Origin of the sequence: Flavobacterium hydrocarbonoxydans, assembly GCF_009789235.1 — a bacterium.
Classification (GTDB): domain Bacteria; phylum Bacteroidota; class Bacteroidia; order Flavobacteriales; family Flavobacteriaceae; genus Flavobacterium; species Flavobacterium hydrocarbonoxydans.
This window is the reverse complement of the sequence record NZ_WSTB01000004.1, coordinates 82,022-97,720: the sequence shown is the minus strand read 5'-3', so window position 1 is coordinate 97,720 and position 15,699 is coordinate 82,022. Positions and strand designations below refer to the sequence as shown.

The following is a 15,699-nucleotide window of genomic DNA, read 5'->3' as shown; positions in this document are numbered from 1 at the left end:
CCATTAAGCCCAATGCCCAAATCCGTTGTTGTTGTGTGCTGTTTTTTTATTCAATTGTCACTTCTTGGGCGTGAACTCTAATTCTGTCAATATGACTTAAAATATCCTTTGAACTATAAAATTTTTCTAATTCTTTAAAGGTTAGCCAACGTGAGCCTAACATATTTTCAATATATAATTCATCAAATATTTTAAAACTGATTGCTTTACCTTTTGAATTTTTTTTAGTTAAGGATTTTTCATTTTCCTTTATTTTCAACACTTGACAAATTGGAACGTGAATCCCTGTACTTACAAGTTTACTATCTTCTGATGCAATGTAGGAAGTTGGTCTTAAAAAAGCAGAGCAAAATGGAAGTCTATATCCTGATTTTTTTTCTTCATCTTCATAATTTGAGCAAAAACCGGATTTACATAAATTTTTGTCTAATTTTTCAAATTGATTTGCAATATTTCCACTTGAAAGATTTAAGTTATTCGAATTCCACGTTTTATATTGTAAAACTAAAAATCTAACTTGATTAGTTTTTAAGTTAAACTGTTCATAAATCAAATCAGCGCCAATAATATGTTCTGGTTTATCGGGATGTAATAATCTTAAGCGTAAAACTTTGTTGTCATCCAACTTATAATCTACAAATTCGTCATCTTTATATAAAGTTTCTGAAAATTTAAATGATGGTCTTTCAGCCAAATAAAAATCTCTATTTAATATTTTATGTTCTGAAATTTTTCGAGGTTGAAAATATGTCAAAGCATTTTTTAAGTCAAAAATTCGTTTATTTAAAAATCTTTTAGATTTATCTTTTTCAACAATTTCTTCAAGTTCTTTTAACTCTTCATTGATTAAATCAATTGGATCAATTGTAACTTTATCAGTTGATTTGCTTTCTGCTTTTTCTTTAAAAAATTTAACAACATCACTTTCATTTTTTCTTGCGAGCAAAGTAGTAACTTCAGAATATAATTGAGGACTTAAATCCTCAATAAGATCAAGAGTTTGTTCATAGGTTACAGGTTGGTTCGCTCTTTTTGCCAAACTTACTGCTTCACGAACTGCATTTACTGCTTGAAACGCGTTATTTCTTCTTTCATCTTCGTTATATTCCTTATCACTAAAGTAACTCATAGATTTATTTTTAGATTGGTTTTTTCTGCGAATTTTTGGCAAAATAACAAACAACTTGTTTATACCAGCCATAAAAATCATTTCTTTATAGCTAAAAACAAATATCCTCATTCGTTCATCATCCCCCTTACGGAAAACCATAATCAACAAATATTTGTCCCAGACAAGTATAAGCATAATCAAACACCCAAACACAAGTAGTTTTACGGTTTTTTAGAAAAATTGTGATTAAACGTTTAGATTAAATCCTCAATTCAGTTAAGCACAACTTAGTAACAATCGTAATCGTACCTTCCAACTTGCCACAAAATAAAATTCTCAAAAAAAATATCACAGTTGTTGTGACAAAACAGAAATAAAATAAAAATTATCACAATTACTGTGGCAAAAAAATTGAAAAGAAAAAAATGCGCAACTTGTTGCAATAAAAATAAATTTTAAAAAAAAATGCCACACTTTTTTGCAATTAAATAATAATTATGAAAATTTTGCCACAACAAAAAATGTAATGAAATCTAAAAGTGTGAAGGAGATAGATTGCTACAAGTACAACACTTTGATTAAAATTTAAAAACTAGTACATAAACTTCCGGCTAAGAATCGATCGTAAGTTTATAGCCTTTGCCGCGGATCACCACAATTTTGAGGTTCGGATCATGTTCCAGTTTTTTTCTGAGTTTAGAGATGAACATATCCAGACTGCGCCCCACAATAACACCTTCGTCTTCCCAAATCTCTTTTTGGAGTCGGCTTCGCTCTATAGTCTCGTTGGGAGACAAGGCAAAAATGAGTAATACACGGGTTTCTGTTCCGGTAAGGTCTAAGGTGGTTTCGTTTATGATCAGCTTTCTGTTTTTCGCATCAAACAACACGGCGCCTAAAGTGAATAAATTAGTATCACCTGCATCCGGTACAACTGCTTTTGGTTTCGCCGATCTTAAAAATACAAAACCAACAAATGCTAAAAAGGACAGACTCCCCAGGAGGTAGCCACTTTTTGCGGTATTGATTCCCGTCGGTTTAAATTTGATGTTGATTGTGTAACAGGCTCTGGGCTGCTTTCTTCCTAAGCAGGCTACAATATCATCTTTGGTATTCTTAGACATCGCATATCCATAGGCTACACTGGCAGAACCACAGTTTAGGACATTCACCACATAATCACTGGTAAGCGGGTCTTTGGATAACAAACGCTGGGTGGTTTTCACTAAAGAATCGGTCTGGAAAGTAAGTTCGTTCTCAAACCTGATCTGGTACTCATTTTCGGCAATCTTTTTTATCGGAAGCACCCTTGAAGTACTATCGCCTGATTGTAAAAGCAGTTCATGACCTATTCTGCGAAGCAAAACTTCCCTCCTAGCCACAGCAAAATCGTCAGTATCTGTAATAGTAAAAGCGGCACAGATTCCAACTGCAAACAAAAGCAGCAGGAATCCTAAGAGATACTTTCCTTTTCCGGACAGGAGTTTTTGGCTATTACGCATAGTGTCACTGTTTTATTTACAAAGTTTACATTTTTATTTACAATTCAAATGACTTAAGCCGAAAAATATCAAACTAATTTCGCTGTATCAAACTTTAAAAGGATATAAAAAATATGAAAAAAAACATTTATGCGCTGCTCTTACCGCTGGTTGTGGTAAGTGGACTACTGTTTGCGAATTGCGAAACTAAAAATGAAACGCCTAAAAAGCCAATCCAAAAGACGCTCTCTGCTACTGAAAGGAAAGCCCAATTGAAAAAATGGGAAGCTACCCCTGATGGTATAAAACACAACCAGTGGAAGGCGTCTCCCCAAGGTAAAAAAGTGCTTGCCAGCGCTGCTAAAATAGGTGCACCTACAAGAACCTTTACCAATATGGAGGCTGTGGTAACCTCTCTTTCTCTTCCGCCAGGATCGGCATTGGGTTTCGCGGTGATGGCCAGGATTAATGGTGATGATTATATTGTGAGGTTTGAAACGGAAAAGTCTCAATTGAAGCAATTGCAGAGCCTGAAAGTCAACGACAAAATAATTTTGAAAAGTCATGGCGTATCGTACGCGCCCAAATATTCCTATCCAATAATAACGGGCGACTATGTAGAACGGGATAATAAAGTAATTTATAAACGTGCCCCTCGCAAAGGCGGCTGCTAAGTAATAAATAACATAACACTCACTTATATACTTATGAAAAACAAAATCACCATTTTAATTACTGCACTTTTAATCTTCGGTTGCCGAGGACCTGTAAAAGAAGAAAACACCAACACTGCATCGGCAAGCACTTTACCTATTGGACATGAAAAATATACTGTAAACACGAAGCAAAGTCTTGTGGTATGGAAAGGCTCTAATCTAATGGGTTCCAATACTCACATGGGCTATATCTATTTATCCAAAGGAGAACTGATTATAGAAAACGGTCAGCTTATAGGCGGCAGCGCTGAAGTGGATATGAATACCATTGAAGATGAAAAACACGGGAGAGATAACGACCTTGTTAAACACTTAAAAGATTCTGATTTTTTTGATGTTAAAAAATTCCCCACTTCTACCATCGTACTTACCAATAATGCTGCAACAACTGGCGACAAAAGGAACGTAACCGGCAACCTGACGATTAAAGGGATCACACAACCGGTAACTTTTTCAGCCAAAACGGAAGTTACCAAGGGGGTTTTCAAACTGAATGGCAGACTGGCCATTGACCGTACAAAATGGGACATCCGCTATAAATCTGGAAAATTCTATGATCTTTTAGCTGATCAGACGATATCGGATTCTATTGAATTTCATATCAATATCGTAGCCAGAAACAAAGAGCTGAATCTTTGAAATTAGGAAATTCTAATTCTTTTTAAATTCCAAATTCCAATCCTTTTGGAAATTCCAATCTTGTTGTAAATTCCAAATTTGTTGTAAATTCCAAATTTTCTTAAATTCCAAATTCCAATCCTTTTGAAATTCTAATTTTTGAAATTTCAATAGGATTGGAAATTCTAAATCCAAATGTTAGCTTATTTCAGTACAGTACCGTAAATTTCGTTCAGCAGGTTTTGTCTCATTTTAGAATTTCTTTGGTCCAGAAGTATAATGATCCCCCAGTTTTTAGTTCTGTTGTAGCAGCCGTAAGCTGTTTGTTATTTTATTTACTCCAATATTATTTTGGAAGATTTAAAGATTTCAACCCATTTTTCCTGAGATTGTGGTGTAAGCTCTTTTTGTTTCGTTGACCATAAACTAGAATAGGAACCATAATTTCCCTGAATAGCATAGAAAATTAGAGTTTCTGTTGGAGCTACAATTTTATAGATAAACCAGGGATGTTTTGCTTTTTCATCCTTTTCAATTAATGCCTTTTTGGTTGTTGGTGCGTTTTTTTTATACATTTCATATAATTGTTCTATTTCGGATTCTATTGGCTCCGTCATAGGACTATGGTAAATATTTCTTGTTACCATTTCGCTATGATTTACAATAGTTTCTTTTCCCTTTAATAATATCATCGCCGTCATCGTGCCTGTTTCATTATCTTGCTGGTCTACGATATGCCAGTCTTCATCTTTCGGCCAATTAATGCTTAAGGTTTCCGTTTTTGAATTTAAATTTAAGTTTGATTGCGCATTACTATTACTACCTATTAAAAGTGCAAACAGAACGATAATTTTAAATTGTCTTTTCATTGATTATGAGTGAATATAAAATTTATATTTATGGGGAAAGGTATTTGTAAACGTTCCACAGCTATGATTGAGTAATACGATTTAAAATTTAGTTCTAAAGGCAATCCAAAATTCAACTTAGTAGTTTCCGGCGGTCTGTTTTTTTTGTTCACTACGGTATAAAATGTAAATACTTATTCCCAGTATTATCTCAATCACACCTCCTGTTAATGCAGAAACAAATGCTGTTGCTTCTAATTTAAATAATATATAGGCTGCCAATCCCAACATTGCTCCTAAAATCCAATATATACGCGTCCCGTAAACAGTTGCAAAAGTCAGATGTCTTCCGCCTATTATCATCAGCATTCCCTGAAAAAACCATTCTGCTTTAATTAAAGATAAACCAAAAGCCAGAGGAATACACATGATCATCCATATTGTTCCTTCCATTGTAAGTTTTGCTAACGGATTATTTTTATCATGCCCGCCTTTGAGCCCTATTAATTTTCCAATTAAATTTGCGACTGGAAAAATAAGCACTCCTCCAATTATCAAAGTCCAAATACCATTTTGGGGTGAGTAGAAATTCACCGCTAAACTAGAAACCAACCAAACTATTCCCGAAACAATGACCCCAACGGAACCGTATCCGTAGCCCTTTTTCATATCTTGTTGCGCCTCTTGTAAATTTGTCATATTTGAATTTTAAATTAATGGTGAATTTTTGTTTTTGCCTGCCGCCAATGTCAGTCTGTGAAAAAATAAAACGGAGCGTCTGAAAATTTTATATTGGCCGTTTTCCTAAGCTAGTACTCGGGTAATTTCTAGATTTAAAGCGTTTTTTTTACCAGCTGACGTTCTTGTTACAAACTGCTGTTAAATTAAGCCTTATTTTCGGATTCTCAACCCGATAGCGAACAGGTGATGCAAATCAGTTGTAGCTGTTATTAGTCATTTTTTTGTCTATCATCTAGTTTGTATAATAAAATTCCAATTAATGCACCACTTAAAAGCCCTCCGATATGAGCTGCATTGTCAATTCCTCCTGTCAAACCCCAAAGCAAATTTATTACTACATAAATCCCAATCATTATCAAAACTCCTTTTTTTCCTCCCTCTGGAAAAGCATTCGTTAAAAGCAATCCTAATATTGCTCCATAAAGGCCAAAAATTGCTCCTGATGCCCCAACACTTATTGTGTTAGGATACCACAAAATACTAGCAAGGCTTCCACAAAGTCCGGAAAGAATATATAAGATAAAATACTTTTTTCGCCCAAGCAAAGGCTCTACAAAAATTGCTGCAATTACAAGTCCTGAAATGTTCAGAATTAAGTGCATAATACCTCCATGCAAAAACATACTTGTCAATAATCTCCACCATTCTCCACCAGTAGTTTCCAGTCTTCTGTTTCCTCCCCATTGGAGTAATTCTATTCCGTTTGGAGATATTATATTAATTCCAGAAAAAACCATTAATAAAAATACCAGAATGTTTAAGTCTAAAATTACTGAAGTTGCAAAATGGTCTCCCTTCGGGATAAGATAATTAAGCATATCCACCAAGTCGTCTTGTTTTGGTTTTTTACCTGACAAAAACCTTTTTCTTTCCGTTTCACTATATCGAGGCCAAATTAAAGAAAATAACAAAATACCTAAACCAATACCAAATGAGCCAAAAATCCAAACAAATTTGTTTCCATTCCTTTCTTCAAACTTTTCTTTAACTGGCTCTAATACTATAAAATTTTTATCTGCTTTTTGATTTATTCTCGATTCAATCGCTTTTAAATAATTTATTCGGTCATCAGATGTTGGTATTCTTTCAAAATGATCTAATGAATGAAAATCGTAATTATTCATTTTTTCAATACATTCAGCATAAAACATTTCATATTTTTTTTCTTTTTCTTCATTACTAATTTTATTGCTAATTTGTTCGCTAAAATCTACACCATACCAATATTTTGGAATTGTATTGATTTTTTCTAAATGATTTTTAGTGATTGGCGTAACGAAGAATATGTGAAAATTAAGATACTGATTGTATTTTCCGCTTTGTCTAAAGTCAGTAAAAGAACCTCCATAATATTCTGCAACAGAAAATTTTGCTAACTTATAATATCTTGATTTTTCTACTTTTTGTATATCTGTAATTATCGATAGTTTTTGGAGTTTCCCTGTTGCTGTTGTTAAATAACTTTGTGAAATCATAAGACAGGCAATGATTGTCCCTGCTGATAAAAACTGGAAAAAGAAGCGTCCATTGTCATCGTCTTTTTTAAAGACTAGAATTCGGAATCTAGGTCTTAACCAAATTAAAATTGGTATCCAGGGCAATGTCATTGGAAGCCAGAAACACCAAACATCTTCTTTTATATCGATAATATCATATTGAATAGCAAAAATCCAGCGAAAAAGTAAAAGTCCAACTGTTGTCGAAAATGCAATTATAAAAAATGTTGGGAGTATGTGTTTAAGCTTTGTAAAGTATGTTTCCAATGTTCTGTTTTTCTATTTTTTTTGATTTTGATTTGTGATGATATATATCGTTCTGGTATCACAGCGTATTTGACACTAAATTAATCACATTCTTCGGATTTGACAAATCATCGCAGATACAAAACCAACTTTCTATTAAGCCAAATTCCTAAATTGCTAGTAGCATTGTTGGCTAGTTATTTATAAATATCGTTCAATTAACTTCAAATTGTCTGGATTATTAATGAATTCATTAATACTCTCTTTAAAAATAATTTCAGTTTCGTCTATTTTTTCAATATGTTCAATTAATTCTTCAATTTCGTCAAAACTAAAGCCATATTTTATTAGCCATATTTCAGTTTCATTATTTGTACCATATTTTATATAATTACTTAATACTTTGGCTCTAATGTCATTTGTTTTGTGAAAGTATAGTAGAAATACGCTAGAGACTGGATTTGATACTGAAAGAGAAAGGACTTTATCAATATAATCATAAGTGTCATAAATGATTTTATCAAAGTCAATGTCATTTTCTAATAAGTTTCCTTTAAAAAGAGAAGCGCCCCTTTTAAAACTAATATCAGGAATAGCGTTGGCTATACAAGAATATCTTATACCTTTTTCTTTTAGTAATTTTCTATACTGGCTAAGGGAAATTTCTTTCTTTACTAATTGTCTTCGCAGCTTTCTTCTAAAATCTTTCTCTGATAAGAATGCATAACGCAAAGAAATTATTTCTGCAAAAGATTTTCCTTGAATCATCCAAAGCAATACAGGAATAGATGCGCTTAAAACTGCTTTTTCACCATTTGTTAATTCTTGTCTTCTCAAATGAACTTTAAAAATAGTCTCAAATGATTTTTTTATTTTTTTTCTAACCGAATCTTTAAGATGGTAATACTCTTTTGCTGTTAGTGGATTTAACTCTTCATTTAAGAAATTATCTAAAATGAATTTAACATCATCGTCTATATTTGAATTGTTAATTCTTTCAATTTGTGAATTTGTTAAGTGTAGCTCAGAATCGAAAGTGTCATTTTTTATTGCATCAACTATATCTATAAAATCCTCATTGTTTACGTCAGTGGTCAAATCTAAATTGGAAATATTAGATAAAGATGATTCTTTATTCAAACGTTCTATAAATAGCTTTTTATTTTTACTTTCAATTATTACATATCCAAAGTCAAAAAAGTCATTTTCAATAGTTGTTCTACCAGCTCTTCCAATTAAGTTCTTGAGATTTAATATTTTTTGGTCTTCATTACCCGTAAAACTGAAATTATTAACCCAAACTATATCAAATGGCATATTTATACCTTGAATTAAGGTAGATGTTGAAAAGCAAATTTTTGCGTGATGACCATTTACAAATTCTTCTATTATTAATCTTGCTTTTAGTGGGATTGAACCGTGGTGGATAACAATACCTCTTTTCATAAGAAAAATTAATATTGAATACTTTTCGTTGTCGTCTTTAATGCCAAAAAATTGTTCAAGCTTATTAATATATGATAAGCTTTTGGTATCAGTGATTTTAGGGCATAATTCTATATATTCTGAAAACTCTTCAATATATGTTCCATCATATATTTTTGCTTTAGAAATGTAAATTAAAGCTGTTCCACCATTAACAATAATATCTTTTACAATCTCACCAACTACGATTTTTTCTTTAACTCTATCATCAAATGGTGAAAAATAGGTAAATAAACCTTTGTTATTTTCTATGTAAATTTTACCAACTGTTTTTTGATTATAATTTTCTGAGTCAATGTTATTTGTAATGTTATGCTTTTTAAATTGTGCATCGGGATTTAGTACGAACGGATGAGTAAAAACTTTTTTTATATTATTTAATTTTTTATCAATTCTTCTTACCAAAGAGTCAAATTTCATTCCTCGAATACCTTCTTCTGAGATTTGTGCTTCATCTAATAGAATAAGTTCTAAATTAAGTTTGTCAACATTTTTAAAAATTTCTTCACCTCTTTCGGGTGTTATAATGTAGATTCTGTTTTTTGTCCTTTTAGTGTTTACTATTTCAATAAATTGGAGTACTAGTGTTTCATTTGAAACTAGTTTTTTGACTTTAATTAAATATTCAGATAGTAATGCCCTTGATGGTAATATGATTATTATATCACCTTTTGTTTCCTTAATCAACTCTTGAAATAGATATGATTTTCCGGCACTAGTAGGCGCAGAAAAAGAGAAGTTTGTATATTTTTTTATTGAGTTATAAGCATCTGCTTGTACAGGAGTAAAATTGTGACCAGTTTCTTCAATTATGGTTTGAGCATATGCGTTATAAATAGCCTCAATAAAGGAGTTAGGTTCACTTGTTTTATAAAATAATCCCATTAAAAACATCAATTTCCCTTCATAAGCTTTGAATTGTTCAGTATTATATTTTTTTAAGTATGATAACGTTTCAAGGTGGCTATTATCAATAGGTCCATAGGTATGAAAGTCAAAAAGAATTTCTTTGATTAATTCAGAATCAATAGTTTGATTAAAAAGGATATTACTTAGCATAATTCAACAGCAATTAAGTAAAGTTCTTTATGCTTAATTATTTCAGCTATAGGAGCAGAGAGTAACGCATTATTTAAAATTGTAATAATATTTCCCCCGTTAAATGAAAATGCAGCAGTATAACCTTTTTCATCCTTGATTATGTTTGCTTTTGTGGTAGAATCTAGAAAAGGTTCAAGCCATTTAAGCTCTGCATTATCTCTATCTCCAATGAATTTTTCAATTTGATCTAATGCTTTTGCCCTTGGAGTTGAGTCCAAACTGAATTTTGCTTCCCCAAAAACTAAATAGTTATTTGTGCTAATTGTATGAAAATCAAACCCAGGGTTTCCTGTAATCTTTTCCTTTAAAAGTTCTGCTAAGGGAATTCTTTGGTGTGAATGTTCTATTTCCAAAGCAAGTTGTGCGGAGTAAGAAACTATAAATTCTCCAATGTCTTCATTCAAAGATGTCGTAATTCCAGCAATTATATCATTTACTATTTTATCAATTGTTTTTTCGGCATTTACCTTGAAAACTTTTTTTGAAATCTCATCTAAGCTATTTATCCAACTAGTATCTGTAATATAGGTTTCAAATTCTTTAACAATTGGTTTGAAGTCTTTAATTTTGATGTGTAGGCAATTTATATCACAACTTGTAGAAGCTGGAAAATGCTTCAAAGTTTTTTTGTCAATTAGGTCTATTTTCATTGTTTTTTTTCTGCTGTGTGTTTTATAATTACTGCTTATTTATATATAAAATCATACAAGTCAACCGCTATAAATTATAGCTATGCATAACAAAATCATCGTTTATCATCCAAAAACAAATATCAAAAATTAATAATCATTCCCCTTACGGAAAACCATAATCGTCAAATATTTGTACCAGACAAGTATAGCTATAATCAAACACCTAAACACAAGTAGTTTTACGGTTTTTTCGAAAAGTTTTTAAATGGTATTTCGAAACGTTTAGGTTAATCAGCTAACAAAACCGTAGCAAAAAAATAATAACTAAAAAAAATGATACGCTTTCTGTAGCAGAAAAAATAAAAAAATTATATTTGCTACGCTTTTAGTAGCAAAAAAAATGAGAATTTTAAAATTGCTACAACAATACAATAAACCAATAAAGCGTGAGTGATGGAAAAAGATAAAAAAATTGGAGCATTATTAGGACTAACACAAGAGCATATTGCCATGTTATTACAAATTACACGCAGTCAATGGTCACTGTATGTAATCGGAAAACGTAGTCTGCCTATAGCCGCTAAACTAAAACTGGCTGACATGCTAAACTTTACAAACCAACTGAACAGTGAAGGAGTTGAGCGCATAGACGTTATAAAAAATCAGGAATCAAAAATCAGGAAGTTTATAGAGGAACACCTCATCATCAATAAACACAAGCAATATGCTACTGAGGCTAAACTTAACAGTTACAAGAAAAAATACGAAGAAGGGATCACCGCTTTTCAGCTTGCAGATTTTTTAGCGGGCAAAAAACAGGAAACGGCTGAATACCAAAAGGCTCTTTTGGATATCATAAAAAGCGACGCCATAAAGACAATCGAAAAAAATGGTTTGGAACTGCAGGAACAATACTCCCTTAAACTACAAGTGCTGCAAAACGAAGAATTGCTGTTGAAAGAGCGATTACGAAACGTTTAAGTTAAATCATGAAGTGTTTGTGATTAGTTATTATCGGTTAACAAAACCTGGTAACAATCGTAAATCATATTGCGGCTAAAAAACGAATCCCAATTTGAGTTGCCTCCAGCTTTAGCTGGAGGTAAGAAAATCTAAGCAAAAAAGGCTTTAGCCAAAATCGCAATTTCGGCTAAAGCCATTCCATTTATAAACCTGTAATCCTCCAGCTAAAGCAGGAGGCAATTCAAAATTTTCAATAATAATTAGGGTGTAAAATCACAAATACACCCGTTTGCAATAAATTTATAAATGTTCATCACTAATTTATAGTTATTCAAACATAGAAATTAAGATTGAAAAATGGATTAAAATAAACCCGTTGGATGTAATGAATAAAATATAATTAAACACAAGCTATGTGTTTTAATGCAAGTGAAACGCCTTTTTTGAGTTCAATACGCTATGTTTCTATGTGTTAAAAAAATTCACCTTAACGGTTTACAGTAGCACTTATATTCAAACCCCTTTCTTCTTGATGCACCTTCCTCTGGGCTCATCGCCCTCGTGAAGCACAATATCAGAATGCAGGAACTGTGCGGCCGCTGCGGAATCTTTTACTTTTACAGCACTGCGTTCCAGCATTTCGGCTTCAAAGGCCTTTAATACGCTTTCGCGCAGTCCGGATTTTTTCCAGTGCGATCCGGGCTGGCATCCTTTTGCAATAGCACGTGCGAGTGAGAGTGCGTCCAGCAACGCCTGATTGGCCCCCTGCCCTTTAAACGGACTCATGGGGTGTGCCGCATCTCCTATCAGCGTTACGGGTCCGCCATTTGCCAGGACTTCTGCCTGAAGCAATTCGCGGTCATAAACCGGATAGCCGGAAACCTGTGCTTCCTGAGTGGCTGCTAAAATTTGTGGAATCGGGTCGTGCCATTGTGTTCTTCGGCATGCTTCTGCTTTGAGTGCCTGAGGTCCCAGAGCACTTAACGCTTTGGCCTCATTTTCCGGCATTGGGAAACTAAGCTGCCACATCACCGAGTCAGACGTATAAGGCATGATATAAATTCTTTCGTTGCCGTTGGCCGTTTGAAACACCGTAGCCGAATCCAGTAAGGAACTCTCCACACCTTCAAGGGCACTTAATGGACAAATTCCTAATATCACAATACAATCCAAATAGCGCAAAGGAGCCTGATCTTCGCCAATAAGCAGCCTGCGTACTGCACTGCGAATACCATCGGCACCCACCACCAGATCTGCTTTAACGGTTTTTATCTCTTCGTTTACCTGAAAATTCAAAACAACTCCTTCGCCTTCACCCTTACTTTCTTCAAAATCCAATAACTGGTGACCCCATTGTACGACATCGGGTGTACCGAGTTGTTCCAGCAATGCCAGACGCAAAGACTGGCGTGCGATATGTATGTTGGAACGCTTGGGTGCCGTTGTCGCTTCTGACTGAATCCACTTTCGGTTTCCCCATTCGCCAATCACTTTTCCCTCTGTCGTATGCACCAGATGTCTTGTGGAAACCACGCCGTCTGCTAACGAAAAAATTCCAAATCCTTCGATTGCTTTACTGGCTTGTTGCAGCGTAAGTCCGTAACCCTGAGAGCGGGCACCAAAATGACTGTCGCGTTCATAAAGTGTAAAAGGAATACCGCGGTGCAGGCAAGCCACAGCCAGAGCCACTCCGCCTATTCCGCCGCCTATAATAGCAACGTGCGGGTAGTTTTCGATATCTGCTGCAGGAGAACTGGCAGCCGCTACCAACCCGGAGCCGTTACAGTTCAGGCATTGGTTTAAGTGGGCTTTTGGGCGCACGGGAGCTGTACCTTCGCCATTCGACTTTTCAAATTCTTCGAATGCCTGCTGGTACCTAAGCCGTACTTTTTTGCTGAGTCTTTGGCTTTTTTTGCCGCTTCCCTGACATGCTTCACAAATAGTCCAGCCTGCTTCTTTATTTTCCAATTCTTTCTCTTTCATTTATTTTAACTTGACTACTTCTGTATGGTCTTACTTCGTTTTATTTTTCCATCTGAAATAAAAGAAAATATAAAACAGCAAATGAACGGTTAATGATCCCAGGACTAAAAATCGCTGTACAGCCAAATAATCCTGAAGATGCTGTTCGGCCAGACCCGGAGTGATGCCATCATACACCATCATTTCACCTACTATGAAAATTACATTCACTAAAAGGAAATAAAACAAAAAAACAGAAACGCTTATAGATTTCCGATTGCAAAAATAAAGAAATATCGGCAGTATAACATTGAGCACGATTACAATTGCATAATAGCTATTGCCGTTGGCTGTTGGATTCCAACCCGGAAAAATATCCGCAATAGAATCGATTTTCCATAATGCCAAAAACAAAAATAAAATCAGGAAGATTAATACGAGTAATAACTTTTTCATAAGCAGGTCCTGAAAAGATTTCAGCTTACTTGAGGTATAAGCGCTCTTTTCCTGAGGACGAATATAAGAAATATGTTTAGGCAAAATAATAAATCTATCTGCATCATTTAATAGTGATGTTTCTTAAATTCGGTATAAACAGTTTACAAAAAACTCCATTATTTCTAATGGAGTTTTTTGCGTATTGGCTCTAACCAATCAGCTTTTCGGTTTTCGATAAAAAATGTTCCAGCGCTTCTTTAATATCAATGTCCGTTCTGTTTGCTAATACAATTAGCCACCAGATACTTTCGCCTAGTTTATGTTCAAGTTCGGAATCAGTATTGGCTTTTGGCCAGCGCTGCTGTTGCGACATTATGTTTCTGCCTACCAATCCTGCATCAGTTAAAAAGGCTAAGGCATCTTCTTCAACTGTCCATTCACTCCCGTGATGCAGAAGTTCTAATTCGTGATATTTTTTTCTTATCACAAGAGAACGATTGATAATATCCTCAAAGTTGTTTGCAGCCATCTTATTTATTTTTATAATTGATAAATTCTACTTAGAGTAAATCTGCTTTTACAGTAAAAATCTTTCCTTCTTTAAATGTAAAATCAAACATTCCTCCTATTTTCCCACCCGGAAATTCTCCTTTAAACTCCACTTCGATATAAGCCGTGTTGTTGCTAATATCCAGTTTAACCAAAGCGGTCTGTGTTTTATAGCCAATAAAATAACTCGTGTAATATTCCAGAATACCTTCGTGACCAACAAACTTTTCACCTACCGAAGGATCATCAAGAACAGCGTCTTTACAATATTTCTCCAGGTATTTTTCGGTATTATAACTATTACTCACTTCTATCCAGTCTGTTAAAAATGCTTTGACATCCATACTATTTTAATTTTGTTGAAACAGCTCTTTGAATTGTACAGGAGTCTGGTTAGTCTTCTTTTTAAATAATTTACTAAAGGATTGCGGATGCTCAAAACCTAACAAATAAGCCACTTCGGCAACGGTTATATTACTTGTTGTCAGGTATTCTTTTGCTTTTTCAATTACTTTTTCATGAATGTGATGCTGGGCATTTTGTCCGGTAAGCGAACGGAGCATATCACTCAGATAACGTGGTGACAAATGGAGTTGGTATGCCAGATATTCCACCGTAAGAAGTCCTTCATTAATGGCTTTTTTCTTTTCAAAATAATCAGCTAATAATTGTTCCATTTGCGAAAGTAAATCGCTGTTAGCCGTTTTTCTGGTAAGGAATTGTCGTTTATAAAAGCGGTTACTATAATGTAGCAAAACTTCGATATGCGATACCATTACATCCTGACTAAAATCATCTATGGTATTGTTTAATTCTTCTTTGATATTTTCAAATACAGTAAATATAACCTGCTTTTCCTTATCCGATAAAAACAAAGCTTCATTAACCGAATAAGAAAAGTAACCAAAACTCTTAATCTTGGTTCCAAGCGAATAGTTTCGTAAAAAATCAGGATGAATCAGTAAAGTATAACCGGAATAATCTTTTTCATCTTCGGTGCTTGAAATAATTTGATTAGGAGAAACAAAAGATAAGCCTCCTTCATCAAAATCATAATAATGCTGGCCATATTTTATTTTTCCTGTCAGGCTTTTTTTATATGAAATTTTAAAAAAATTCAACAGTAAAGCTTTAGGCAATTCTTCTGCTGGTGTTTTGATGTCCGCATAATTTACAAGACTCACCAGCGGATGCAGTGGCTTTGGAAAACCCAATGCCTGATGCAATTCGGATATCGAATTAAACTTTTTGGGTATATTATTTTCTTTTTTCACAAATACAAAATTATGTTATCTACTCTTTAGATCTGAAT

At 33.9% G+C, this 15,699-nt stretch carries 15 protein-coding genes; 3 read left to right on the top strand and 12 right to left on the bottom strand.

Translation table 11 applies throughout. The annotated features are described in order from the left end of the window. Positions 1-46 precede the first annotated feature (46 nt). Both GON26_RS08245 and GON26_RS08240 read right to left on the bottom strand, forming a co-directional pair. On the bottom strand, positions 47-1,270 hold the full coding sequence (locus tag GON26_RS08245) for a hypothetical protein (RefSeq protein WP_160374359.1): 1,224 nt from the start codon (positions 1,268-1,270) through the stop codon (positions 47-49). Positions 1,271-1,722: 452 nt separating this feature from the next. Beyond that, positions 1,723-2,613 (bottom strand): winged helix-turn-helix domain-containing protein, encoded by an 891-nt coding sequence (locus GON26_RS08240; RefSeq protein ID WP_160374358.1) that lies wholly within the window; start codon positions 2,611-2,613, stop codon positions 1,723-1,725. A gap of 113 nt (positions 2,614-2,726) precedes the next feature. Between GON26_RS08240 and GON26_RS08235 the strand changes: the two genes are divergently transcribed. Beyond that, on the top strand, positions 2,727-3,266 hold the full coding sequence (locus tag GON26_RS08235) for a hypothetical protein (RefSeq protein WP_160374357.1): 540 nt from the start codon (positions 2,727-2,729) through the stop codon (positions 3,264-3,266). 33 nt (positions 3,267-3,299) lie between these two features. Then, positions 3,300-3,947: a YceI family protein gene (locus tag GON26_RS08230; protein WP_160374356.1), complete on the top strand. Its 648-nt coding sequence runs from the start codon at positions 3,300-3,302 to the stop codon at positions 3,945-3,947. A 314-nt stretch (positions 3,948-4,261) separates the two neighbouring features. On the opposite strand, the gene GON26_RS08225 is transcribed toward GON26_RS08230, so the two are convergent. From GON26_RS08225 to GON26_RS08205, 5 genes are all read right to left on the bottom strand, one after another. Continuing rightward, positions 4,262-4,795 (bottom strand): hypothetical protein, encoded by a 534-nt coding sequence (locus GON26_RS08225; protein ID WP_160374355.1) that lies wholly within the window; start codon positions 4,793-4,795, stop codon positions 4,262-4,264. A 117-nt stretch (positions 4,796-4,912) separates the two neighbouring features. Beyond that, complete coding sequence (locus GON26_RS08220; protein WP_160374354.1) at positions 4,913-5,473, bottom strand: DUF7010 family protein; 561 nt, start codon at positions 5,471-5,473, stop codon at positions 4,913-4,915. A 251-nt stretch (positions 5,474-5,724) separates the two neighbouring features. Continuing rightward, a complete protein-coding gene (locus GON26_RS08215; protein ID WP_160374353.1) occupies positions 5,725-7,278 on the bottom strand; it encodes a rhomboid family intramembrane serine protease in 1,554 nt (517 codons plus the stop codon). A gap of 180 nt (positions 7,279-7,458) precedes the next feature. Continuing rightward, entirely contained in the window at positions 7,459-9,801 is a 2,343-nt protein-coding gene (locus GON26_RS08210) for a DEAD/DEAH box helicase (RefSeq protein ID WP_160374352.1), read from the bottom strand. Next, positions 9,795-10,493 (bottom strand): hypothetical protein, encoded by a 699-nt coding sequence (locus tag GON26_RS08205; protein WP_160374351.1) that lies wholly within the window; start codon positions 10,491-10,493, stop codon positions 9,795-9,797. Before GON26_RS08205 ends, GON26_RS08210 begins: the two co-directional genes overlap by 7 nt. A 435-nt stretch (positions 10,494-10,928) precedes the next feature. Here GON26_RS08205 and GON26_RS08200 point away from each other — a divergent pair, with 435 nt between their 5' ends. Next, complete coding sequence (locus GON26_RS08200; RefSeq protein WP_160374350.1) at positions 10,929-11,456, top strand: helix-turn-helix domain-containing protein; 528 nt, start codon at positions 10,929-10,931, stop codon at positions 11,454-11,456. Between the two features lie 495 nt (positions 11,457-11,951). On the opposite strand, the gene GON26_RS08195 is transcribed toward GON26_RS08200, so the two are convergent. From GON26_RS08195 to GON26_RS08175, 5 genes are all read right to left on the bottom strand, one after another. Beyond that, the gene (locus GON26_RS08195) at positions 11,952-13,421 is read right to left on the bottom strand and encodes an FAD-dependent oxidoreductase (RefSeq protein ID WP_160374349.1); all 1,470 of its coding nucleotides are present in this window, start codon (positions 13,419-13,421) and stop codon (positions 11,952-11,954) included. A gap of 30 nt (positions 13,422-13,451) precedes the next feature. Then, the gene (locus tag GON26_RS08190) at positions 13,452-13,856 is read right to left on the bottom strand and encodes a hypothetical protein (protein WP_160374348.1); all 405 of its coding nucleotides are present in this window, start codon (positions 13,854-13,856) and stop codon (positions 13,452-13,454) included. Between the two features lie 190 nt (positions 13,857-14,046). Then, positions 14,047-14,367: a nucleoside triphosphate pyrophosphohydrolase family protein gene (locus GON26_RS08185; protein ID WP_160374347.1), complete on the bottom strand. Its 321-nt coding sequence runs from the start codon at positions 14,365-14,367 to the stop codon at positions 14,047-14,049. Between the two features lie 31 nt (positions 14,368-14,398). After that, positions 14,399-14,731 (bottom strand): nuclear transport factor 2 family protein, encoded by a 333-nt coding sequence (locus tag GON26_RS08180; protein WP_160374346.1) that lies wholly within the window; start codon positions 14,729-14,731, stop codon positions 14,399-14,401. Between the two features lie 6 nt (positions 14,732-14,737). Then, positions 14,738-15,661 (bottom strand): helix-turn-helix domain-containing protein, encoded by a 924-nt coding sequence (locus tag GON26_RS08175; RefSeq protein WP_160374345.1) that lies wholly within the window; start codon positions 15,659-15,661, stop codon positions 14,738-14,740. Positions 15,662-15,699 lie beyond the last annotated feature (38 nt).